General features: G+C 69.4%; 20 protein-coding genes. 16 read left to right on the top strand and 4 right to left on the bottom strand.

What is annotated here, in order from left to right:
• Positions 1–35 precede the first annotated feature (35 nt).
• The 6 genes from IM689_RS08785 to IM689_RS08760 are packed head-to-tail and all read left to right on the top strand — an operon-like array spanning position 36 to position 8,401.
• A complete protein-coding gene (locus IM689_RS08785) occupies positions 36–1,406 on the top strand; it encodes a beta propeller repeat protein (protein WP_193643690.1) in 1,371 nt (456 codons plus the stop codon).
• A gap of 8 nt (positions 1,407–1,414) precedes the next feature.
• Positions 1,415–4,090, top strand: coding sequence for a bifunctional acetate--CoA ligase family protein/GNAT family N-acetyltransferase (locus IM689_RS08780; RefSeq protein ID WP_193643689.1), 2,676 nt, complete (start codon positions 1,415–1,417; stop codon positions 4,088–4,090).
• Between the two features lie 44 nt (positions 4,091–4,134).
• A complete protein-coding gene (locus IM689_RS08775; protein WP_193643688.1) occupies positions 4,135–4,731 on the top strand; it encodes a DUF5998 family protein in 597 nt (198 codons plus the stop codon).
• A gap of 13 nt (positions 4,732–4,744) precedes the next feature.
• Entirely contained in the window at positions 4,745–5,863 is a 1,119-nt protein-coding gene (locus IM689_RS08770; RefSeq protein WP_193643687.1) for an alkaline phosphatase family protein, read from the top strand.
• 11 nt (positions 5,864–5,874) lie between these two features.
• Entirely contained in the window at positions 5,875–6,579 is a 705-nt protein-coding gene (locus IM689_RS08765; RefSeq protein WP_193643686.1) for a thymidine kinase, read from the top strand.
• A 10-nt stretch (positions 6,580–6,589) separates the two neighbouring features.
• The gene (locus IM689_RS08760; protein ID WP_193643685.1) at positions 6,590–8,401 is read left to right on the top strand and encodes an MFS transporter; all 1,812 of its coding nucleotides are present in this window, start codon (positions 6,590–6,592) and stop codon (positions 8,399–8,401) included.
• 149 nt (positions 8,402–8,550) lie between these two features.
• On the opposite strand, the gene sepH is transcribed toward IM689_RS08760, so the two are convergent.
• Positions 8,551–10,176 carry a septation protein SepH gene (gene sepH, locus IM689_RS08755; protein WP_193643684.1) on the bottom strand — a complete coding sequence of 542 codons (1,626 nt, stop codon included), beginning with the start codon at positions 10,174–10,176 and terminating at the stop codon, positions 8,551–8,553.
• A 100-nt stretch (positions 10,177–10,276) separates the two neighbouring features.
• Here sepH and IM689_RS08750 point away from each other — a divergent pair, with 100 nt between their 5' ends.
• From IM689_RS08750 to IM689_RS08715, 8 genes are all read left to right on the top strand, one after another.
• Positions 10,277–10,915 (top strand): trimeric intracellular cation channel family protein, encoded by a 639-nt coding sequence (locus tag IM689_RS08750; protein ID WP_047311511.1) that lies wholly within the window; start codon positions 10,277–10,279, stop codon positions 10,913–10,915.
• Positions 10,912–12,021 carry a ferrochelatase gene (locus tag IM689_RS08745; protein WP_193643683.1) on the top strand — a complete coding sequence of 370 codons (1,110 nt, stop codon included), beginning with the start codon at positions 10,912–10,914 and terminating at the stop codon, positions 12,019–12,021. The genes IM689_RS08750 and IM689_RS08745 overlap by 4 nt, the downstream gene beginning before the upstream one ends.
• A 40-nt stretch (positions 12,022–12,061) precedes the next feature.
• A complete protein-coding gene (locus IM689_RS08740; RefSeq protein WP_193643682.1) occupies positions 12,062–12,931 on the top strand; it encodes an inositol monophosphatase family protein in 870 nt (289 codons plus the stop codon).
• Positions 12,932–13,029: 98 nt separating this feature from the next.
• A complete protein-coding gene (locus IM689_RS08735) occupies positions 13,030–13,326 on the top strand; it encodes a DUF4193 domain-containing protein (RefSeq protein ID WP_047311514.1) in 297 nt (98 codons plus the stop codon).
• A gap of 3 nt (positions 13,327–13,329) precedes the next feature.
• The gene (gene dut, locus IM689_RS08730) at positions 13,330–13,836 is read left to right on the top strand and encodes a dUTP diphosphatase (protein WP_047311515.1); all 507 of its coding nucleotides are present in this window, start codon (positions 13,330–13,332) and stop codon (positions 13,834–13,836) included.
• Between the two features lie 2 nt (positions 13,837–13,838).
• Entirely contained in the window at positions 13,839–14,651 is an 813-nt protein-coding gene (locus IM689_RS08725) for a DUF3710 domain-containing protein (protein WP_047311516.1), read from the top strand.
• Positions 14,651–15,031 (top strand): hypothetical protein, encoded by a 381-nt coding sequence (locus IM689_RS08720; RefSeq protein WP_047311517.1) that lies wholly within the window; start codon positions 14,651–14,653, stop codon positions 15,029–15,031. The genes IM689_RS08725 and IM689_RS08720 overlap by 1 nt, the downstream gene beginning before the upstream one ends.
• Positions 15,028–15,753, top strand: coding sequence for a DUF3159 domain-containing protein (locus IM689_RS08715; RefSeq protein ID WP_187035289.1), 726 nt, complete (start codon positions 15,028–15,030; stop codon positions 15,751–15,753). The genes IM689_RS08720 and IM689_RS08715 overlap by 4 nt, the downstream gene beginning before the upstream one ends.
• Positions 15,754–15,800: 47 nt before the next feature.
• Here IM689_RS08715 and IM689_RS08710 read toward each other — a convergent pair whose 3' ends face one another.
• Both IM689_RS08710 and IM689_RS08705 read right to left on the bottom strand, forming a co-directional pair.
• Entirely contained in the window at positions 15,801–16,502 is a 702-nt protein-coding gene (locus tag IM689_RS08710; protein WP_047311519.1) for a potassium channel family protein, read from the bottom strand.
• 10 nt (positions 16,503–16,512) lie between these two features.
• Positions 16,513–17,202 carry a potassium channel family protein gene (locus IM689_RS08705; protein WP_193643681.1) on the bottom strand — a complete coding sequence of 230 codons (690 nt, stop codon included), beginning with the start codon at positions 17,200–17,202 and terminating at the stop codon, positions 16,513–16,515.
• Positions 17,203–17,273: 71 nt separating this feature from the next.
• Here IM689_RS08705 and IM689_RS08700 point away from each other — a divergent pair, with 71 nt between their 5' ends.
• A complete protein-coding gene (locus IM689_RS08700) occupies positions 17,274–18,557 on the top strand; it encodes a class I SAM-dependent RNA methyltransferase (protein WP_193643680.1) in 1,284 nt (427 codons plus the stop codon).
• 220 nt (positions 18,558–18,777) lie between these two features.
• Positions 18,778–21,588 carry an aconitate hydratase AcnA gene (gene acnA / locus IM689_RS08695; protein WP_193643679.1) on the top strand — a complete coding sequence of 937 codons (2,811 nt, stop codon included), beginning with the start codon at positions 18,778–18,780 and terminating at the stop codon, positions 21,586–21,588.
• Positions 21,589–22,011: 423 nt separating this feature from the next.
• On the opposite strand, the gene IM689_RS08690 is transcribed toward acnA, so the two are convergent.
• Positions 22,012–22,467 (bottom strand): prevent-host-death protein, encoded by a 456-nt coding sequence (locus tag IM689_RS08690; protein ID WP_193643678.1) that lies wholly within the window; start codon positions 22,465–22,467, stop codon positions 22,012–22,014.
• Positions 22,468–22,721 lie beyond the last annotated feature (254 nt).

Genomic DNA, 22,721 nt, shown 5'->3' with positions numbered 1-22,721 from the left:
GTCGGTGACGGCGCCCGGCTCGATACCCTTTTCCCGTGACACCGCCGAGCGAGCAGGCCCCGCGCACCCCCGCGCGTGAACGCCGCGTGCCCGGCTGGCTGCGCCGTCTCGCTCCGCAACGTTCGTGGATCGCCCAATTGGCAGCCTTCGGCGCCATCGGGCTCTGCCTCATCGGCGCGTGGACCATCGTGCGCGACCCCTTCGCGCCCACCGGCGTCGCGCAGGGGGAGACCGTCGCCGATGCCCAACAGGCTCAGCCCCCGGCGCCCGGCGGCGCAGCGGACGTCGAAGGCGAACAGACCATCTCGGCGGTCGATGAGAAGTTCGTTCTCTGGTCGGTGACCAACGCAGGTGACTACACCCTCTTCGGCCTCGGGGAAGGCGACTGCTCCGGCACGCCGTGCCCCGCCCTCGTGCGCTCCACCGACGACGGCAAGACGTGGACGCAGATGCACACGTTCAGCTCCGCCGACACGTCTGCGGCAACCGGGGCCACGCAGCCGCGCGTCCAGCCCGCCGGTGCCCTGAGCGAGGTGCTCTTCACCTCGCCGACCACGGGTTACGTCTACGGCGGCGACCTGTGGGTCACGCGCGACGGCGGACGCACCTTCACCCACGTCGACCACCCCGGCAGCACCGTCCTCGACGTCGTCGTCCACGACAAACAAACCCTCGCGCTCACGGCGTCGGGCTGCATCCAGGGCACCTGCTCGGGGCGTCTGGAGATCTCCCGCCTCGGCGGCGGAGACACCCCGCGGTTGGCCCAGACGATCGCCGCCGCGACGCCCACGAGCCAGATCGACGCCGCGAACCTCGTCGTCGGTGGTGACAGCCTCATCGTCCTCGCCGGCAACGAACCCGGCAGCGGGGACGCCCCCGGTGCCTGGCGTCTGGCCGGCGACAGCCTCGCACCCCTCAACCCCGGATCGGCCTGCAGCGGAAAGCCGTTCAGCGCCATCGCGGGCAACGGCACCAACCGTCTTGTCGCCGTCTGCGATGAAGCCGTCTCCGCCAAGACGACGAGCTTCACCACCGTCACGAGCACCGACGGCGGCGGCACCTGGCAACTCCTCGGCACCGGCAACCTGTCGCTGCCCACCCAGGGCGGCATCTCGCTGGCCACGTCCGACGGCGAACACATCGTCGCGGCTTCCGGCGGCCCGCGCACCGCCGCCGACGCCACAACGCGCACCTCCGACGACAACCCGCTGCGCGTCTCCTCCGACGGCGGCCGCAGCTGGAGCGAATCGAGCGGCGGCGACGACGCGCCCACCGGTGGCATGGATGATGTGCGCACCCTCGGCCAGGAGTTCCTCGCCCTCTCACGCACCGACGGCGAGCTGTGGCGATCGAGCGATCGAGGAGGCCGCTGGACTCACACGTCCGTCGCAGGCCACGGTGGTTGAATGAAGTCATGAGCGATGAGGTGGAGTCCGCGCCAGCCGATTACCCGCGCGAGTGGGAGGCCGACGTCGTCCTGCGTGACGGCTCCGTGGCCCACGTGCGCCCCATCGGCCCTGACGACGCGGAACGCCTTCACCGCTTTCACGCTGCCCAGAGCGAAGAGTCCATCTACCTGCGCTTCTTCGCCCCCATCAAGCGCCTGAGTGACCGTGACGTCACGCGCTTCACCCACGTCGACCACGTCGAGCGCGTTGCCCTCGTCGGTCTCGTCGGTGACGACATCATCGGCATCGGCCGCTACGACCGCCTCGGTGGGCCGGATGCTCCCTCGGCGGAGGTCGCGTTCAACATCGCCGACAGTTTCCAGGGCCGCGGCGTCGGCTCCGTCATGCTCGAACACCTCGCCGCCATCGGCGCTGAGAACGGCGTCGCCGAGTTCGTGGCCGACGTCCTGCCGCAGAACCGCAAGATGATCCAGGTCTTCACCGAGGCCGGTTACGACGTCAAGCGCAACTTCGACGACGGCGTCATCTCCGTGCGGTTCGAGATCGAGCCGAACGAGAAGTCGCAGGCCGTGCGCCTCGCGCGCGAACAGCGCAGCGAATCGCAGTCGGTGCGCGCCCTGCTCAACCCGTCGTCCGTCGCCGTCATCGGCGTCTCGAGCAAGGGCCCGTCGGTCGGTGGGCGCGTGCTCGCCAACCTGCGTGAGGGTGGGTTCACCGGTCGCGTCGACGTCGTCCACCCCAGCGTCGAGGAGATCGACGGCTACCGCACCGTGCGCAGCCTCGGCGACATCGAGGGCCGCGTCGATCTTGCGATCATCGCCGTGCCTGCCGCGCAGGTGCTCGACGTCGTGCGCGAGTGCGGCCCGGCCGGCGTCAAGGCGCTGCTCGTCGTCTCCTCCGGGTTCGCCGAGACCGGCTCCGCCGAGGGCGCCGAGCGTCAGGCCGAACTGCTCAGCCTCGCGCGCAGCCAGGGCATGCGCGTCGTCGGCCCGAGCAGCTTCGGCCTCATCAACACGCGCGCCGACACGCGCCTCAACGCCTCCATCGCCTACGAGATGCCGCCCGCCGGTCACCTCGGCCTCTTCGCCCAGAGCGGCGCGCTCGGCATCGCGGTTCTCGCCAGCGCCGGGCGTCGTGGCCTCGGTCTTTCGGACTTCGCCTCCGCCGGCAACCGCATCGACGTCTCCGGCAACGACCTCATGCAGTACTGGATCGACGACGACGAAACTCACGCCGTCGGCCTCTACCTCGAGTCGGTCGGTAACCCGCGCAAGTTCACGCGCATCGCCCGTCAGCTCGCGCTGCGCAAGCCCGTCATCGTCGTCAAGCCCGAGGTCTCGGCGTTCGGTGTGCCCCCGGGCCACCGCGTCCGCGAGACCCGCACGAGCCCGGCCGCGTTCCGCGAGATGCTGCGCCAGAGCGGCGTCATCCGCGTCGGCAACGTCCACCAGCTGTTCGACGTCGCCCAGCTCGTCATCAACCAGCCGCTGCCCAAGGGGCGCCGCGTCGCCGTTGTGACGAACTCCGACGCCCTCGGCGCGCTCTGCGGTGACGCAGCACTGAGCTGGAAGCTCGAGGTGACGCGGGGCCCTGTCGCCCTCGCGCCCGATGCTGATGTCGAGAGCTTCCGTGACGCCCTCGTCGCAGCCTTCGAGGACGAATCGGTGGACACCGTCATCGCCTCGTTCATCCCGCCGCTCATCTCCGGCGGCACCGAGGTGGCGCGGGCCGTCGCGGAGGTGAGCGCCTGCTACGACAAGCCGTGCATCACCACCTTCCTCGGCATCCACGGCGCGTCCGAGGCCCTCACCGCCACGAGCCCTGACGGCGAGCGCGTCGTCACGCCGTCGTACCCCATGCCCGAGGACGGGATCCGCGCCCTGGCCGCCGTGACGAACTACGCCGGCTGGCTCCAGCGCGACCGCGGTGAGCCCCTCGCGCCGGAGGGCATCGACCGCAAGGGCGTGCGCGCCATGGTGCGCCGCGTCATGACCGAGCAGCCCGAGGGCCGCGACCTCACCGGTGACGAGGTCGCCGAGTTCCTCGGTCTCGCCGGCATCTCCGTGTGGCAGTCGATTCCGGTGCGCACCTCGAAGGAAGCCGTCGCTGCAGCCGAGAAGCTCGGTTTCCCCGTCGTCGTGAAGTCGATCGCTCCGGAGGTGCGCCACCAGGTGGCGAGCTCCCTGCGCGCCGACCTGCGCTCGCCGCTCGCCGTCGTCGAGGCCTTCGAAGCGCTCGAGGAACGCCTCACCCAGTTCGGGGCCGACCAGTTCGTCGTCCAGTCGATGGCGACGCCGGGCATCGGCTGCGTCGTGACGAGCTCGGAGGACCCGCTCTTCGGCCCCGTCGTCACGTTCTCCGTCAGCGGCCCGCCCACCGACCTGCTCGACGACGTCGGCTACCGCATCCCGCCCCTCACGACGAGCGACGTCTCCGACCTCGTCAGCTCCATCAAGGCGTGGCCGCTGCTCGACGGCAGCCACGGCACCGCCGCCGATCGCGCCGCCATCGAAGACCTCGTCTCGCGCGTCGCGATCCTCGCTGACGAGAACCCCGAGATCGCCCACCTCGAACTCAACCCGGTGAGCACCAACCCCACCGGCCTTGATGTCCTGGGCGCCCGCATCACGCTGGCGCCGCACTCGCTGCGCCAGGATTCCGGGCGCCGGGCCATGACGTGAGGTTCGGGCGACCGACACGCGCCGGGGGCGACGAAGGTGGGATGATGGCACGCATGTCTGCCACCCTGCCCGCCGACCTCGTCCGCGACATCGAGAAGGCCGGTTACTTCCCGGCTCTCGTCGGCGACGTCGTCACCACGGCGCTCGCCGGTGACGAGGTGCGTCACCACCTCGTGCACCTCGAGACGACGTTCGACCAGGACGAATTCCACCGCCACATCACGGTTCTCGCGCTCACGCCGCACAAGCTCGTCATCGCGCACGCCGACGATCACGCCGACCCGCGCACCCACGCGCACGGCTCGGGTCACTCGGCCGTCACCGCGACGTCGGAGGCCGTGGCGCTGTCGTTCGTGCGCGGCGTGACGCTGACGCACGTCGTCGCCGACGCCGAGACCTACCGCCCGGGCACGCTCGGGCGCGAGGTGACGCTCACCGTCGGGTGGGGCACCGTCAGCCGAGTCGACCTGCTGCCCGCCACGTGCGGCGACCCGCAGTGCGACGCCGACCACGGCTACGACGGCACGATCACCGGCGACGACATCAGCCTACGTATCTCTGCCGACGCCGAGGGCGAAGGCAGCCTCAACCAGGCGATGAGCTTCGCCAATGCCCTGTCGGCCGTCGTCGGCCGACGCTGACCGGGACGGATTCATGAAGGCACCCCGGTACGACACCGAAGGCCTTGCGTCCGTTCTGCCGTCGGTCGCGCGCACGCTCGCTCCGGCCGCGTTCGAGGGGGAGGGGCGCAAGCTGCCGCAGGCGAAGGCGGGCATCGTCGTGCTCGCCGACGGTCTCGGCGCGCGGCTCCTGCGCAGGCGCAGCGCGCACGCGCCGTTCCTCCACGAGCACCTCGACCACGTCCAGACGCTCGCCGCAGGCTTCCCGACGACGACCGCCACCTCCATGGGCACGTTCGGCACGGGCCTGCCGCCGGGTGCGCACGGCCTCGCGGGCTACCAGGTCGTCGACCCGGCCACCGGCATGCTCTTCAACGAACTGACGTGGCAGCGCGGCCCCGAGCCACGCGTCTGGCAGCCGAACGCCACTGTCTTCGAACGGGCTGACCAGGCCGACCTGCGCCCGGCGATGATCGGGCCCGACTACTTCGAAGGCTCCGGCCTGACGAATGCCGCCCTTCGCGGCGCGGTGTTCTACGGCGCCGAGGCGCTCGAGGACCGCATCGACGCAGCGCTCGCCGCCGTCCGGCGTGGCCATCGTCTCGTCTACCTCTACTGGGGTGAGATCGACAAGGCCGGGCACGTGCACGGCATCGATTCGCCGCAGTGGGCCACCGAACTCGAAGCGTTCGACCGCGGTTTCGAGCGCCTCGCCTCCCAGCGTCCGGTCGGCACGTCCCTCACGCTGACGGCCGACCACGGCATGGTCGACGTCCCGCTCGACGCCCGCGTCGACATCGCCAAAACCCCCCACCTGCGCGACGGCGTGCGCACCGTTGGCGGCGAGATGCGCGCGCTGCACCTCTACGTCGAGCCCGGCGAGCGTGACGACGTCCTCGCCGCCTGGCGCAAGGAGGTCGGCAGCGACGGCCACGTGCTCACCCGCGAGGAACTGAGCGACCTCGGCTGGGTCGGCGCTCTCGACGCCGGCACGGCGGGCCGCTTCGGCGACGTCGTCGTCTCGATGCGCGCGGCCCGTGGCTACGTCGACTCGCGCGTCATGAGCCATCAGGTGCTCGCCCTCATCGGCCAGCACGGCGCCATGACGCCGCAGGAACTCGACGTGCCCTTCCTCCACCTTCCGCCGCGCTAAGGTGACTGCCCGTGGCTGAGCTCGTTTTCTTCACCGGCACGATGGACTGCGGTAAGTCCACCCTCGCGCTGCAGATGGATCACAACCACGCGGCCCGCGGGCAGCGCGGCATCGTGCTGACCCAGCACGACCGCGCCGGTGAAGCCGTCATCTCCTCGCGCCTCGGCCTGCGTCACGAGGCCATCGAGGTGAGCGACGAGGTCGACCTGTGGGATCTCGCCGTCTCCGCGGGCGTGACGCTTGGCGGCCTCGACTACGTCATCGCCGACGAGGTGCAGTTCTACCTGCCCGAGCAGATCGACCAACTCGCGCGCGTCGTCGACGAACTCGACGTCGACGTCTTCGCCTTCGGCATCACCGCGGACTTCAAGACGCAGCTGTTCCCCGGCTCGCGGCGCCTGTTCGAACTCGCCGACCGCACCCAGCTGCTCCAGGTCGAGGCCCTGTGCTGGTGCGGCAAGCGCGCCACCCACAACGCCCGCGTCGTCGACGGCACCATGGTCGTCGAAGGCGAGCAGGTCGTCGTCGGTGACACCGGCGACCAGACGGAGACGCCGCTGGTGGAGTACGAGGTGCTGTGCCGTCGTCACTTCATGCGTCGGATGACGTCGCACGCCGCCCGCGCCATCGGCGCCGAGCAGATGCCCTTCGACCTCGACGTGTGCCCCGTGCCGCCCTCGACCTTCACCGATCAGTCGCGCGGCGCGGCCGGCTGAGGCGAGCGCGATGAACGAACGGCACGAGCGAGAGGAGCGGCGCGAGCGCGTCGGGGCAGCGCCCCACCGCGGACGCGCCGAACGCCTGCGCAGTGCCGGAGTCATGGGCGGGCGTGCAGCACGCGGCGCCTACCGCCTGAGCGCGGGTGCCACGAAGACGACGCTGCGCGCCGCCCGCCGGGCGAGCAACGCCCAGGGCGCGGGGGAGAGTGGCCTCGGGCGCCTCATCGAGGTGCACGCCCTCTCCAACGCCGGCGACGCCGCCGTCATGGTCGGCCTCGCCGGCACGCTGTTCGTCTCCGCGCAGCCCGGCGAGGCGAAGGACCACGTCGCGCTGTTCCTCGTGCTCACGATGCTGCCCTTCGCCATCGTGGCGCCGCTCATCGGCCCTCTGCTCGACCGCTACCGGCACGGGCGCCGCTGGGCCATGGGCGGCACGCTCGCGCTGCGCGGCTTCCTCTGTTGGGTGCTCGCCGACGCCATCGAGAAGGGCTCCACCTGGCAGTTCCCTACGGCCCTGGCCATCCTCGTCTCGAGCAAGGCCTACCTCGTCACTCGATCATCGGCCACGCCACGGCTGCTTCCGTACGGCATGACGCTCGTCAAGGCCAACAGCCGCATGAGCCTCGCCGGCGTGGCGGGAGCGACGATCGGCGGTCCGCTCGCCGGTGGAGCCGCGGCCCTGTTCGGCGCGACGTGGGCCTTCCGTGCCGCGTTCCTGCTCTTCGTCGTCGGCACGGTGCTCGCCATTCTGTTGCCGCCTGACATCGATTCCGAACGCACCGACTCACTGCGCTCCGGACGCGCCCAGGTGCGCCTGCCGAGCGTCATCGTCTCTGCGCTGCGCGCCAACGTCGGTCTGCGCTGGATCAGCGGCTTCCTCACGATGTTCATGGCCTTCCTCATGAAGACCCATCCGCTACCTGGCTGGGAGGATCGCGCCACGACACTACTGGCGCTCGTCGTCGGCGCGGCCGCGCTGGGTAATGCGCTCGGTACGGTGCTCGGTTCGCTCGTCAAGAACTTCGCGCCTCGCACCGTCGTGATCGGGTCGCTGCTTGCCGACGCGGTGGCCATGGTGGTCTGCGCGGTGCACTTCACCCTCGTGACGGCCATCGTCGTCGGCCTCGTGGCCGGTCTCGGACAACAGTTGGGCAAGCTCGCCGTCGACTCGCTCATTCAGGATCACCTCGCCGAGGCCGTGCGCACGAGCGCCTTCGCGCGCTCCGAGACGGTGCTCCAGCTCGCGTGGGTCATCGGTGGCATCTACGCCTGCGTCGTGCCGACCGACGCGACGATCGGCTTGTACTCTGCCGCCGTCCTGCTCGTCGGGTGGGCCGTGCTCGTCATGCTGTGGAACGCCGGGCGCGGACCGACGTGGCCGCGACGTCGCGGTTACGGCAAGGACGATGACGGTCGTGGCGCCCGACGTGGTGGCGCCTTCGCCGACACCGTGACGGAGACCTCGGACGACGCCTTCACCCGAGCCCCTGACGACCTGCCGACGACTCCGCGCACGCGGCGCTGGCGCCGCGGTGAGCCGGCCGGAGATTCACGAGGCGAGCGCTATCGCGACGATGATCGGTACGACCAGGACGGCGACCGGTACGGCGAGTACGACGGCAGTTCCCGCGACGGATATGACCCGTACGACGCGTGGCAGGAGAACCGCCGGACGCTTCCGGTGCCGACGTCGGACTCCCGAAACACCGGGGAGCCGCGCGACGATCGCACGCGCCGCATGCCCGAGCAGGAGCGCCGATCGTCGTCCTACCGGCCGCAGTGGGATGGCGACGACGGCTGGGATCGCCGCGACCGCTGACGCCTCGCAACGACGAGCTGCCGAACCTTCACGCCGACACCGCTCGGTAACCCCCACTCGAACGCCGAACGCCCGACCTCAGCGCACGTGGCGCGAGGTCGGGCGTTCTCCTGTCCGTCAGGTCTGGCGCAGAGGCTCAGCCCTGAAAGTCACTTCTTGGGGCCGCGGCCACCGAACATGATGTCGTCCCAGCTCGGAACGCTCGGGCGGCTGCTCTTGCGCGACTGGCTCGCACGCTCGGGCACCGAGGTGCGCTTCTGGGTGCTCTTCTTCGCGGGAGCCGAAGCCTCAGCGGGTTCGTCGACCTCGTCGAAGAGCGACTCCTCCTGAACGACCTCGTCATCGGCCACCGCGGAGCCTGCGGCCTTCGTCTCAGCGCCGTCGTCGACTGCGTCCTCGACGTCGGCCTCGGCAACGTCGTCGGCTTCGTCGAGGTTGGCCTCGTCGAACGCGTCGTCCTCGACGTCGTGCAGCTGGTGAACGTCGCCACCGTCGTGGAAGCCGGGCAGCTCGCCGAAGAGCGACTCGTCCTGCTTGGCGTCGTCGTCGTGCAACGCCGCGCGCACGGACGCCTGCTCGAGGTTGGCGCGGGAACGGCGGCTCTTGCGGCGACGCGAACCCGTTGACGTCGACTTCTCGGCCGCCACATCGTCGGATTCGTCGGCAGCGTGGACATCGACGTCGGGCTCGTCAGCGGTCGGCGCATCGGCCGTCTTGCGCGTCGGCAGCGCCGTCACACCGGCCGTCGCACGGCGCGAGGTGTCGTCGTTCTTCTCAGCGTTCGCGTTCGTGTTCGCGTTGTCGGCGTCGCTGTCGGAACGAGCGTGCAGTTCCTCCGGACGCGGGTGGCTCGGCGCCGGGGGAGGCGTCGTGCCGAGGTCGAGACGCTCGACGCGCGTGACGTCGGGGGAGCCGCTCGTCACGTTCGGCAGCGCCGTCGGGCGAGACGCGTTCGAGCGACCCGAGCCCTTCGACCGACTGCGGCTCGCCTGGCGCGCACGCATCGACGCGGTCAGGTCGGCAGGCTTGCCGGCGTCGTCGCTCGAGCCGAGCGTCGCACCGAGGTGAGGAGCCTGTGCGTCTTCGAGACCGCCCTCGGCCTCGACGTCGTAGACGGACGCCGGGCGTGCGGCGCGAGCGGAACCGCCGGCCTTCTTGCGCGCGACGGCCTTCTGACGCTCGGGAGCCTCCTCGTCAGCGGCGGCGATCTCGTCGCCACCGAGCCAACGGGCCTCGTCGTCGACGGTGCGCAGTGCGCGGTTCACCGGGTCGAACAGCCACGTGGCCTCACGCTGGCGACCACCGGCGGGGAAGCGCACGGTGACGGTCCAGTGGGCGTCGTCGTTCTTCCAGCTGTCCCACACGACGCGCTCGGCCTCGACGCCGCGCTCGGCGAGACGACGGTCGGCGCGCTCACGCAGCGTCGTCGTCTCACCGCGCCCATACAGCTGAACACCCTGCGCCAGACCGGAGACGTAGTCGCGCTCGGCGCGGATCGGGCCTTCGTAGCGCTGCACCTTCTCGAGCGTCCACCCGGCACGCTCGGCGATCTCCTCGAGCGGCACCCCGCCGCGGATGAGGCCCTGCACGTCGCGCGGACGCAGCGGGTTCTCGGCCTTCGCCTGGCCGTCGGCGGACGCCGGCTCGCGGCGGTCACGTCGGATCGTGGTGCGCAGTTCGTCGGTGATGGGAAGGGTGAAGCGACCCCCGTCGTCGTCGGCGAGAAGGAGGCCGCTGCCGTCCTCCGAGACCCCGATCAAACGCAATTCCTGCACGACGCAACTCCATCCGTTACCAGTTGTGTAGCCGCTACTGTGCCATTATCGCCCGCCTGATGCAGGGATGGCGCGCCGCCCGCGGTAACGTGTCGCTGCCATGGTGCTCACGCAAAGCGGCTCTCTGCAGCTCCTCCTCGACCTCATCGGCGTGTTCGTCTTCGCGCTCTCCGGTGGGCTCGTCGCCGTACGCAAGAGGCTCGACATCCTCGGCGTCGTCATCCTCTCCGGAATGGCCGGACTCGGCGGCGGTGTGCTGCGCGATCTGCTCATCGGTCAGACGCCGCCCGTCGGCGTCAGCGACTGGCGCCTCATGGGCGTCTGCGTCCTCGCGGGCCTGTGTGCGTTCACGCTCCACCCCGAGATGAGCCGTATCGCTCGACTCGTGCGCCTCCTCGACGCCGCCGGCCTCGCGCTGTTCTGCGTCGCAGGCTCGATCAAGGCCCTCGCCTACGGCGCCGGTGCGACGACGGCGATCTTCGTCGGCGTCCTCACCGCCATCGGTGGCGGCCTCATGCGCGACGTCATCGTCGGGCAGGTGCCCGAGGTGCTGCGCCGAGAGCTCTATGTCGTGCCGGCTCTGCTCGGCAGTTCGCTCGTCGTCATCGCGCACGAGACGCCGTACTACACGGTGCCCGTGCTCTGGGGCTGCGTCTTCGTCGCCTTCGCCCTGCGCATGATCGCCGTGGTGCTCGACCTCAATGCCCCTCAGCCCCTTCGAACTGGAGACCGGTCATGACCGACGCCAACCCGCTCGAACCGTACGACGCCGTCCTGCTCGCGTCGTTCGGCGGACCCGAGAAGCCCGACGAGATCATGCCGTTCCTGCGCCGCGTGACGGCCGGGCGCGGCATCCCCGACGAGCGTCTCGCCGAGGTGGCCCACCACTACGAGGAGCTCGGCGGGCGCAGCCCGATCAACGACCAGAACCGGGCCCTCATCGCCGCGCTGCGCGCCGAACTCGACCGTCGTGACATCACGACGCCGATCCTGTGGGGCAACCGCAACAGCGAGCCCTTCCTCACCGACACCCTGCGCGACGCCCACGGCGAGGGCATGCGCCGCATCGTCACCGTCACGACGAGCGCGTACGCCTCCTACAGCTCGTGCCGTCAGTACCGCGAGGACCTCGCGGCCGCAGTGAACACCCTCGAGGATGAGGGCCTGACCGGCTTCGAGATCGACAAGATCCGTCAGTTCGCCACGCACCCGTCCTTCGCCCGCGCCAACGTCCGCCTCGTCACCGACGCCCTGCGCGAGTTCGCCGGGGTGCCCGACGAGCAGGTGCAGGTCGTCTTCGTCACGCACTCGATTCCGCTCGGTATGGACGACACCTCCGGACCCGGCGACGGTGACGGCAACCTCTACTGGCAGCAGCACGACGAGCTGGGGGCCGCCATCCTCTCGGAGGCGAACGCAACGCTCTCGCGTGACCTCGAGGGCGCGCTCGTCTACTGCTCGCGTTCCGGCCCGCCGTCGCAGCCGTGGCTCGAGCCCGACATCAACGACCACCTCGAGCACCTCGCGGAGCGCGGCGTGACGCACGTCGTCGTCGCGCCGATCGGCTTCGTCTCCGACCACATGGAGGTCATCTACGACCTCGACACCGAGGCCGCCGAAACCGCCGAACGCCTCGGGCTCGTCATGCCTCGCGTGCCGACCGTGGGCACGGACGACGAGTTCGTGCACGGCCTCGTCGACCTCGTCGAGGAGCGCGCGGCCGAGGCCCGTGACGAGTCGCCCGAGTGCCCCGCGTGGCCGGGCGAGGCCATGCCGTCGATCTGCGCCCCGGGCTGCTGCCCGAACCTGCGCGCCGCCAAGCCCGCTCTGTGCGGTCGCGACTGAGGTCGTACCGTCAAAGCGCACCTTCGCGAAGGAGAACCCGATGGAACGCGACATCGACGCACCGCTCGCCCTGCCCGAGTGGCTGAACGCCGAGGAGCTCACTCGTCTGCGCGATCTCGCGACGGCCATGGCTGACGACGCCGCGCGCCTCGTCGTGACGGAACGCCCGCGTTCTCTCGGGGTCGAAGCGACGAAGTCGAGCGAGGTCGACGTCGTCACCGTTATGGACCAGCGCAGCGAGCAGTTGCTGCGCGAGCGCATCGGCGCCGAGCGTCCCGAGGACGCGATCCTCGGTGAGGAGGGCGGCGCGCGCGAGGGCACTTCGGGTCTGACGTGGGTCGTCGACCCCATCGACGGCACCGTCAACTACCTCTACGGTCACCCGTTCTTCGCGGTGTCCGTGGCTGTCTGCATCGGCGACACGACGCGTGAGGGCGCCTGGCTGCCCGTTGCGGGCGCCGTCAGTGCACCGTTGCTGGGGGAGACCTACGCCGCGGCCCACGGCCAGGGTGCCCACCTCGTCACGGCCGACGGACGACGCGAACCCCTCGTCGTCAGCGACTGCGAGCGTCTCGAGCTCGCTCTCGTCGGCACCGGTTTCGGGTACGAAGCGGCCAAGCGTGAAGAGCAGGGCGCTGCCGTCGCGCAGCTGCTGCCGAAGGTGCGTGACATCCGACGCGGCGGGTCCGCGGCACTCGACCTGTGCTTCGTCGCGTCGGGCCGGCTCGACGGTTACTACGAGTCCGGAATCAACGCGTGGGACCAGGCCGCAGGGCAGGTCATCGCCACCGAAGCAGGCGCTGCGATCGGGGGCGCACCGGGCGGTGAGATGGGCAAGGCGATGGCGATCGCGACGGCTCCCGGCATCTTTGCCGACCTCACGGATTGCCTTTTCCCCGAGGCGCGCTAGTATGCGGGCACAAATCGGGTCATCCGCGCGTTGCAGCGGGGGATCAGCGGTGAGCGCCACAAGCGCGACGCCGCACACTCATCGAAGAAAGAGTACTGATGGCAACTGACTACGATGCCCCGCGCAAGAACGAAGACGACGTCAGCGAAGACTCGATCGAGGAACTGAAGTCCCGTCGGGTCGACAAGTCCTCGAGCAGCGTCGACGTCGACGAGACCGAGCACGCCGAAGGCTTCGAGCTTCCCGGCGCCGACCTGTCGGGTGAGGAGCTCTCCGTGCGCGTCCTGCCGCGCCAGGAGGACGAGTTCACCTGCAGCAAGTGCTTCCTCGTTCACCACCGCAGCCAGCTCGCTGAAGAGGACGGCGGCCTTCCGGTCTGCCGCGACTGCGCCTGAGGCATGGACAACGCACCGAGCAGCGACGACGACGGACATCTCACCGTCCCCATCCGACGCCTCGACCCGGGGCTGGAGGTGCCGACGTACGCCCACGCGGGTGACGCCGGTGCGGATCTGCGGGCACGCGTCGGCCTGACGCTCGCGCCCGGTCACCGCGCGCTCGTTCCCACGGGTATCGCCGTCGCGATTCCTGAGGGATACGCCGGCTTCGTCCACCCCCGATCGGGGTTGGCCGCTCGCCACGGCATCACCATCGTCAACGCGCCCGGTGTCGTCGACGCCGGCTACCGAGGCGAGATCCAGGTCAACCTCGTCAACACCGACAGCCGCGAGTCGTTCACCGTCTCCAGGGGAGACCGCATCGCGCAACTCGTCGTGCAGCGGGTGGAGAAGGCGACGTTCGTCGTCGTCGACGACCTCGACGACTCGTCGCGTGGCGCCGGTGGGCACGGTTCGACCGGCGGATTCGCGGCCACGCAGGCTCGCGCCGAGAAGGAGACTGACTGATCATGGCCATGTTCCGACGTAAGAAGGACGACGCAGCCTCGCAGGTCGAGGGCGACGAGAAGGTCGACCTCAGCGAGGACACCGACGAGACGGCCACCGAGTCGGCGGACGTGACGTCCGAGGAGCTCACCCCCGAGGAGCGCCGCCGCCGTTCGCGCCTGCGCCCGCGTGAGGACGTCGACCTCTCCAACGGCCCGTTCGACGTCGACGACGCCCCCGAGGGCGATCGCATCGACTTCGGTGCGCTGCTGCTCGCGCCCGGTGAGGACGTCGAGCTTCGCCTCGACGTCGACGAGAGCACGCAGGTGCTCACCGGCATGACCGCCGTCATCGGTGAGGGCGGTGCCTCTGCGGTTCAGCTGCAGGTTTTCGCCGCGCCCAAGACGAGCGGCATCTGGTACGGCATCCGCCGCGAGATCGCCGAGTCGATCCTCGCCGGTGGCGGCACGGCCGACGAGGTCGACGGCGACCTCGGCACCGAGCTGCACGTGCGCATGCCCAGCCAGGGCCCCGACGGCCGCACCACCTTCTCGCCGGCACGCTTCATCGGCGTCGACGGCCCGCGCTGGTTCCTGCGCGCCGTGCTGTCGGGCCACGCGGCCCTCGACGACGACGCCGCGGAGCGCGCCATGGAGTTCGTGCGCACCGTCGTCGTGCGACGCGGCGGTGAGGCACGCGCGCCGCGCGAACTGCTCGAACTCACCCTGCCGCCGGAGCTGCTCGCCCAGGTGCGCGAGCAGGAGCAGTCCGCCGGTGAGAGCGATCCCGCCGTCAGCCCGCTGGAGCGTGGCCCGGAGATTACCGAGACGCGCTGATGGAGCAGATGCTCGCGAAGCTGCGCGCCCGTTTCCTCCCCGGCCCGTCGGGGGAGGAAGAGGCCGCGGCCCAGCGAGCACGAGAGGCCTCCCGCTACGCCCTCGCGCCTGCTCGACGCCGGGTGAGGATCGAAGGGCGCGTCAGCGAGGTCACCGTCAGGCCGCGCTCCGAGAGTGTGCCCGACCTCGTTGTCGATCTCGACCCGTTCGACACCTCGGTCCAGCCCGCGTCGCTCGTCATGCTCGGTCGCCGTGAGGTCGTCGGTATTCACGTCGGCGCCGCGCTTGCCGTCGAAGGGCTCCTGACGACCGTGAAGAACCGCCCCACGATCTTCAACCCCGCCTACGAGCTCCTGCTCGAGAACGAGGAATCCCAGTGACCGAGAACCACCAGCCCCCGGCGAACACGGTCGAGGCCGTCATCCGCGAGCGCCTCGCCGTCGCGGTCGGCGGGTGGCGCGGATCGCTCGAGGCGGCATTGCCGACGGTCGCGTTCGTCGCGGTGTGGACCGCGACGAAGAACCTCAACCAAGCGCTCATTGCCGCGGCGGTCGTGCTCGCCGTCGCGCTCGTGCTGCGCCTCGTGCAGCGTCAGACGGTGAAGTTCGTCGTCGCTGCGGCGTTCGCCACGGCCTTCGCTGCGTTTCTCGCGAAGCGTTCCGGCAATGCGTCCGACGTCTTCCTGCCCGGTCTCATCCAGGCGGGCGTCATGCTCGCCATCAGCATTGCGTCGATCGTCGTGCGCTGGCCGCTCGTCGGTTTCATCGTGGCGGGCGGCGACCCGAACCTCAAGGACGACCCCACGGCGTGGCAGCGCAGCCGCGCCATGGTGAAGGTGTGCACGCGCCTGACGTGGGTGTTCGCGGCCCTGTTCGCCGTGCGCCTGGCCGTCATGCTGCCGCTGTACCTGGCCGACCAGGTGACGATGCTCGGCGTCGCGAAGATCGCGCTCGGTTGGCCGCTGTACCTCGCCGCCCTCGCCCTCATGGCGCTGTTGCTCCTGCGCGGTGAGACCCCGCTGGACACCCACGACGCGCTCCTGCACGACGACCGCGAAGGCCACGAACGTCTCGAGCCCGAGGCGCGCGAGCACGGCGCCTGACGCGCCTCACGGCGCCTGACGCGCCTCGCCCGCAGTTCGGAGCGACCTCAGAAGTTGCGGTCGCTCAGGACCGTCTGCACCTCGTCGCGACGGCGGCCCGTGAGCTTCGCCGCGAGGGTGCGCTCGGCGTCACGCGTGGCGAGGAAGAGCAGTTCGTCGAGTGCCTGGAGGCTCTCCTCGGGCACCGGCGCCATCGGCAGTTGGTCGCGGATGATGCCGACGAGCACGCACTCGGGCGGCAGGGCGAGGTCGGCGACGCTGCTGCCGCAGTAGGGGGAGTCGAGGGGGAGCGTGAGCTCCACCATCGTGGCCTTGCCCTGCTGGAACTCGAAGAGGCGCACGAGGTCGCCGACGCTGACGGCCTCCTCGACGAGCGCCGTCATGAGGCGCGGGGTGGAGACGGCGACGTCGACGCCCCAGCCCTCGTCGAACATCCACTCGTTGCGCGGGTTGTTGACGCGGGCCACGGTACGCGGCACGCCGAACTCCGTCTTCGCGAGCAGGGAGACGACGAGGTTGACCTTGTCGTCACCCGTGGCGCAGACGACGACGTCGGCGTGCTCGAGCTGTGCCTCCTCGAGCGTGGCCACCTCGCACGCGTCAGCGAGGAGCCACGTGGCGTCCGGGATGGCCTTGACGCGCTCCTCGCGGGCGTACTTGTCGATGACGAGCAGGCTGTGTTCGTTGCTCAGCAGTTCGCGGGTGATGGATCGGCCGACGCTTCCGGCCCCGACGACGACGATGCGCATGACGTGCCTCTCAGTGCTCGCGCGCGAGCGGGTTCGTGAGGTCGGTGTGAGGGCCCTGCGAGAGCAACGCCTCGATGAGCTCCCGGCGGGCCGATTCGACGACGAAGTGCACGATGTCGCCCTCCTGGTGGACGAGGCCAGCGCGGGGCAGGACGCCGGTGCTCAGGCGCGAGACGTACGCGACGCGCGAGGCGGTGACCTGCTCGAGTTCGTCGTAGGCGTGCCCGATCCACGCGGGGTGGACGGGGATCTCGAGGATGGCGAGGGTGCCCGACTGATCGTGGTGCACCGCAGTGCTCTCCTGCGGCACGATGCGCCGCAACACCTGGTCGGCGGTCCAGCGGACGGTGGCGACCGTGGGGATGCCGAGGCGCTGGTAGATCTCGGCGCGGCCCGGGTCGTAGATGCGGGCGACGACGCGCTCGACGCCGTACGTCTCGCGTGCCACGCGGGCCGAGAGGATGTTCGAGTTGTCACCACTGGAGACGGCGGCGAAGGCGAACGCCTCTTCGATGCCGGCGGCGACGAGCGTCTCGCGGTCGAAACCGACACCGACGATGCGGCGTCCGAGGAACGAGCTCGGCAGGCGGCGGAAGGCGGATTCGTCGCGGTCGACGATGGCGACGCTGTGGCCGGTGTCCTCGAGCGTGCGCGCGAGGGAGGAACCGACGCGGCCGCAGCCCATGATGACGTAGTGCACGAGGCGACCCTATCGAAGGTGAGGGCCTGCTGCGTTGCGTGTTCCGGGGCATCCGGGGGAGGGTGAACGACATGGCAACGTCACGTTCTGCACCCGGTCGCCGCTCTGGAATGAACCGTCGCAAGGCCCGCAAGGGCCGTCCGATGGAGGGCGAGCGGCTGGAACTGGCCGTCGAGGGCGTCGCGCACGGCGGACACTGCGTCGCCCGCCATGGGGGCCGCGTCGTCTTCGTCCGGCACACGCTGCCCGGCGAACGCGTCGTCGCCCGCATCACCGAGGGAACGAGCGAGTCGAAGTTCCTGCGCGCCGACGCCGTCGAGGTGCTCGACGCCTCGCTCGATCGCGTCCCCGCGCCGTGCCCGTTCTCCGGCCCCGGCATGTGTGGCGGCTGCGACTGGCAGCACGTCGCACTGCCCGCGCAGCGCGCGCTCAAGACGCAGGTGGTGCGTGATCAGCTGCAGCGCATCGCCAAGATCGACCTCGACGAGGTGGCCCCCGACTTCACCGTCGAGGAACTGCCCGGCCACCCCGACGGGCTGCGCTGGCGCACCCGCCTCGAACTCGCCGTCGACGGCGGTGTTGCGGGCCTGCGCGAACACCGCTCACACCGCCTCGTCGAGATCGACGACTGCGTCGTCTCGGACGAGGGTTTTACCGCGGCGCTGCGTGACCGCTTCGACGCCTCGATCGCGGGCCTCGACCTCGTGCGCCCCTCCGTCGGCGACATCGTCGGTATCGAGCTGCCGCAGCCCAAGGGCGAGAAGACCCCCGCGGTACGCGAGATCGTCGACACCGCCCACGGCAGCGCCGAGTTCGACGTCAGCGCCCGTGGGTTCTGGCAGGTGCACCCGGCGGCTGCCTCCACGTTCCTCGACGTCGTCCTCGACGCCACCGACCCGCAGGAGGGGGAGCGAGCCGTCGACCTGTACTGCGGCGTCGGCCTGTTCACGCGCGCCCTCGCCGATCTGGTGGGCCCGAGCGGTTCGGTGCTCGGCGTCGAGGCGGATGCGGAGGCGATCGAGTACGCCCGCACGAACATGGGCGGAGCCCGCCACGTCGACCTCCTTGCGTCCGACGTGGCGAAGGCCAACCTCGGAACCGGCGCCGACGTCGTCGTCCTCGACCCGCCCCGTGCAGGTGCGGGCCGCGACGTCGTGGCGACGATCGCCGACCTCGCGCCCCGCGTCGTCACCTACGTCGCGTGTGACCCGGCCGCGCTCGCGCGTGACCTCGGCTACTTCGCCGAACGCGGCTACGACGTCGACGCTCTTCGCGGCTTCGACGCGTTCCCCATGACGCAGCACGTCGAGTGCATCGCGGTGCTGCGACCCCGCGGTGAGGCGAACGCATCCTGAGATCGTCGACATCGGGCTCGCCCACTGGGGCGACATGACGGGCTCGGCGACCTACGATCAAGGCAGGAGAACGGCCTCGGCAAGGGCAGGTGGCAAAGTTAGGTTTGCCTTTGCTGAGGGGCGTTCCCAGCGTGTGATTAAGTTATCTTGACGTCAAGATAAATGACGCGGGACGCGGGCCCGAGGGGCGCGCTCCCAGGCAACAGACGAAGGAGTCGGCGTGAGTCAGAGCACGGACAGCTTCGGAGCAAAGGGCACCCTTGAGGTTGGCTCGAACAGCTACGAGATCTACCGCATCAACACGGTCGAGGGCCACGAGACCCTGCCGTACAGCCTCAAGGTTCTCCTCGAGAACCTGCTGCGCACCGAAGACGGCGCGAACGTCACCAAGGAGCAGATCTCCGCTCTCGGTGGCTGGAACGAGAAGGCCGACCCGGACACCGAGATCCAGTTCACGCCCGCGCGTGTGATCATGCAGGACTTCACCGGTGTTCCCTGTGTCGTCGACCTCGCCACGATGCGTGAGGCCGCCGGTGAACTCGGCGGTGACACGAACAAGGTCAACCCGCTCTCGCCGGCCGAGCTCGTCATCGACCACTCGGTCCAGATCGACGCCTTCGGCACGAACGACGCGTTCGAGAAGAACGTCGAGCTCGAGTACGAGCGCAACAACGAGCGTTACCAGTTCCTGCGCTGGGGCCAGGGCGCCTTCGACGACTTCAAGGTCGTCCCCCCGGGCACCGGCATCGTCCACCAGGTCAACATCGAGCACCTGGCGCGCGTCGTCATGGAGCGCGAGGGCGTGGCCTACCCCGACACCTGCATCGGTACCGACAGCCACACCACGATGGAGAACGGCCTCGGCGTCCTCGGTTGGGGCGTCGGCGGTATCGAGGCCGAGGCCGCGATGCTCGGCCAGTCCGTCTCGATGCTCATCCCGCGCGTCGTCGGCTTCAAGATCACCGGTGAGATCCCCTCGGGCGTCACCGCCACGGACGTCGTCCTCACGATCACGCAGATGCTGCGCGAGCACGGTGTCGTCGGCAAGTTCGTCGAGTTCCACGGTGAGGGCGTCGCCTCCATCCCGCTCGCGAACCGCGCCACGATCGGCAACATGAGCCCCGAGTTCGGCTCCACGTGTGCGATCTTCCCGATCGACGACGTGACGCTCGACTACCTGCGCCTCACGGGCCGCAGCGACGAGCAGGTCGCCCTCGCCGAGGCGTACGCCAAGGAGCAGGGCATGTGGCTCGACCCGAGCGTCGACCTGCGCTTCTCCGAGGAGCTCGAGCTCGACCTGTCGACCGTCGTGCCCTCGATCGCCGGCCCGAAGCGTCCGCAGGACCGCATCCTGCTGTCCGAGGCCAAGCAGCAGTTCGTCGCCGATCTCGACAACTACGTCGTCAACGGCAACAGCATCGAGGACAGCTCGGTCGACGAGGAGCTCGAGGGCACCTTCCCTGCGTCCGACTCGGTGAACACGAGTGCCGACCAGGTCTCCGACCCGCGTTCGGCCCCGACGAACTCGCCGATCTCAGGCAAGAGCGAGCGCCCCTCCAAGCCGACGACGGTCAACCGTGACGGTGGCAGTTTCGAGATCGACCACGGTGATGTCGCCATCGCCTCGATCACGAGCTGCACCAACACCTCGAACCCGTCGGTCATGCTCGCGGCCGGTCTTCTCGCGAAGAACGCCGCCGACAAGGGCCTCAAGGTCAAGCCGTGGGTCAAGACGTCGATGGCTCCGGGCTCGAAGGTCGTCACCGAGTACTACGAGAAGGCGGGCCTGTGGCCGGCGCTCAAGGCTCTCGGCTACCACCTCGTCGGTTACGGCTGCACCACCTGCATCGGTAACTCCGGCCCGCTGCCGGAGGATGTCTCCGCTGCGGTCAACGAGAACGACCTCGCCGTCGTCTCCGTCCTGTCGGGTAACCGCAACTTCGAGGGTCGCATCAACCCCGACGTGAAGATGAACTACCTGGCCTCCCCGCCGCTCGTCATCGCCTACGCGCTGGCCGGCACGATGGACTTCGACTTCGAGAACGAAGCCCTGGGTCAGGACAAGGACGGCAACGACGTCTTCCTCAAGGACATCTGGCCGAGCGCGCAGGACGTCGACTCGACGATCGCCTCCTCGATCAACCGCGACATGTTCCTCGAGCAGTACAAGGACGTCTTCGCCGGTGACGAGCGCTGGCAGGGTCTCGAGACCCCGGCCGGTGGCACGTTCGACTGGGACGACCAGTCCACGTACGTTCGCAAGCCCCCGTACTTCGAGGGCATGAAGATGGAGCTGACCCCGGTCACCGACATCAAGGGCGCCCGCGTGCTCGCCAAGCTGGGCGACTCGGTCACCACCGACCACATCTCCCCGGCCGGCAACATCAAGGCCGACAGCCCCGCGGGCAAGTACCTCGCCGAGCACGGCGTCGACCGCAAGGACTTCAACTCCTACGGTTCGCGCCGCGGTAACCACGAGGTCATGGTGCGCGGTACGTTCGCGAACATCCGCCTGAAGAACCAGCTCCTCGACGGCGTCGAGGGTGGCTTCACGCGCGACTTCACGAACAACGGTGAGCAGAACACGATCTACGACGCCGCGATGAACTACGCCGGGGCCGGTACGCCGCTCGTCGTGCTCGCCGGCAAGGAGTACGGTTCGGGCTCGTCGCGTGACTGGGCTGCGAAGGGCACGCGTCTGCTGGGCGTCAAGGCCGTCATCGCCGAGTCGTTCGAGCGCATCCACCGTTCCAACCTCATCGGCATGGGCATCCTGCCGATGCAGTTCCCGGCCGGTAAGACGGCTGACGACCTGGGTCTGGACGGCACGGAGACCTTCGAGATCACCGGCATCGAGGCCCTCAACGAGGGCACGACGCCGAAGACGGTCAAGGTTGTCGCCACGAAGGACGGCGGCGAAACGGTGGAGTTCGACGCGGTCGTCCGCATCGACACCCCCGGCGAAGCCGACTACTACCGCAACGACGGCATCCTGCAGTACGTGCTGCGCAACATCGTCAAGAGTGCGTGACGCGGTAACAGCAGGTAGCTGAACACCGTCGGCCCGGTTCCCTTCAGGGAGCCGGGCCGACGGCGTTGCGGGCCGAGCCGCAGTTACTTGGTCTCGTTGGGATGAGCCGTGTGAACCTGCTCCAGGTAGACGGTGCTGCCGTCCACGTAGAACCAAATACGGGCCGTGCCCTTGAGCGTGGGCTTGTGCAACGTTGATACGTTCGGCCTCCACGACTGATCGAAGCCAGCGAGCCTTCCAGCGGGTAGTTGTTCGGAGTCTTCGACAGGGGAGTACGAGTGAGAAAATCCCAGCTGTCGCTCATGGGATTGCGGATCGTGGCCACGAGATCGCGCCAGCCCTTCTCGGACTGTTTCGTCGCATATTTCAGCACGTAATCCGACTTTTTGGCCGGCCGCGGTACGACCGCTTCCCTGGGCATGCTCAGGGGCGCTCGACGACGGGTTCGTCATCGAGCCATGCCACAGGCTCGGTGCCCAGCCCCGCGGCTATGGCGGTGGCCGTCTCCCGCCAACTCGTGAGCTTGGTAATTGCCAGATGCGGTTGCCCCGTCGAGAAGGAGGCGCGTGCTGCCTCGACGAGGTCGGTGGCACACTGCTCGCGTTCCGCAGTGCTCAGGGCATACATCCAGGGATAGCGGCTAGCCATGCGCTCACTGAGGGGGCCGTCCTCGAGCGTCACCGTGACGAGATTCGCAGCGATGTGGAGAAGCTCTGCTCGAGCGTCCGCTTCGCGCTGGGACATGAGTACAAGCGACTCACCATCCCGTCGAGTCACTGTGACGGAGTGGTTCTCGGCCTCGGCGAAGACCTCGGCCGAGTGTTTGCTGAGGTCCGAGGAGCGTCGGGTGACGTGGGGGAGGTTCGCCGCGAGTGACATGTATCCATGATATTCGGAACATGTTCGGAAGTCGACATATATCTTCTCGCCCGCACACGGTGGAACGGTTCGGGCAGAATGTGCGCGGTCCGACCCATCCGATCGCAGCTGGGCTCCGAACGCCGGGCATGAGGAACAACCAACGTCAGCAGGGGGAGTGAGTGCGGTTCACGTCGTCCGCCCGTGCGGCCCGTGCCGCGTCGCTCGCTCCTGCACCGGATCGGTCAGGTGCTCCTATACGCGCTGAGGAACTC

Origin of the sequence: Dermacoccus barathri (genome assembly GCF_015070805.1) — a bacterium.
GTDB lineage: Bacteria > Actinomycetota > Actinomycetes > Actinomycetales > Dermatophilaceae > Dermacoccus > Dermacoccus abyssi.
This window is presented reverse-complemented; position numbering and strand designations above follow the sequence as displayed.

What these genes read in the sequence shown, in the direction of transcription:
- IM689_RS08735 (WP_047311514.1), top strand. Translation starts at nt 13,030, where the DNA reads ATGGCAACTGACTACGATGCCCCGCGCAAGAACGAAGACGACGTCAGC.
- IM689_RS08745 (WP_193643683.1), top strand. Translation starts at nt 10,912, where the DNA reads ATGACCGACGCCAACCCGCTCGAACCGTACGACGCCGTCCTGCTCGCG.
- IM689_RS08720 (WP_047311517.1), top strand. Translation starts at nt 14,651, where the DNA reads ATGGAGCAGATGCTCGCGAAGCTGCGCGCCCGTTTCCTCCCCGGCCCG.
- dut (WP_047311515.1), top strand. Translation starts at nt 13,330, where the DNA reads ATGGACAACGCACCGAGCAGCGACGACGACGGACATCTCACCGTCCCC.
- IM689_RS08750 (WP_047311511.1), top strand. Translation starts at nt 10,277, where the DNA reads ATGGTGCTCACGCAAAGCGGCTCTCTGCAGCTCCTCCTCGACCTCATC.
- IM689_RS08700 (WP_193643680.1), top strand. Translation starts at nt 17,274, where the DNA reads ATGGCAACGTCACGTTCTGCACCCGGTCGCCGCTCTGGAATGAACCGT.
- IM689_RS08775 (WP_193643688.1), top strand. Translation starts at nt 4,135, where the DNA reads ATGGCACGCATGTCTGCCACCCTGCCCGCCGACCTCGTCCGCGACATC.
- IM689_RS08740 (WP_193643682.1), top strand. Translation starts at nt 12,062, where the DNA reads ATGGAACGCGACATCGACGCACCGCTCGCCCTGCCCGAGTGGCTGAAC.
- IM689_RS08780 (WP_193643689.1), top strand. Translation starts at nt 1,415, where the DNA reads ATGAGCGATGAGGTGGAGTCCGCGCCAGCCGATTACCCGCGCGAGTGG.
- IM689_RS08710 (WP_047311519.1), bottom strand. Translation starts at nt 16,502, where the DNA reads ATGCGCATCGTCGTCGTCGGGGCCGGAAGCGTCGGCCGATCCATCACC.
- IM689_RS08760 (WP_193643685.1), top strand. Translation starts at nt 6,590, where the DNA reads ATGAACGAACGGCACGAGCGAGAGGAGCGGCGCGAGCGCGTCGGGGCA.
- IM689_RS08690 (WP_193643678.1), bottom strand. Translation starts at nt 22,467, where the DNA reads ATGTCACTCGCGGCGAACCTCCCCCACGTCACCCGACGCTCCTCGGAC.
- IM689_RS08725 (WP_047311516.1), top strand. Translation starts at nt 13,839, where the DNA reads ATGGCCATGTTCCGACGTAAGAAGGACGACGCAGCCTCGCAGGTCGAG.
- IM689_RS08770 (WP_193643687.1), top strand. Translation starts at nt 4,745, where the DNA reads ATGAAGGCACCCCGGTACGACACCGAAGGCCTTGCGTCCGTTCTGCCG.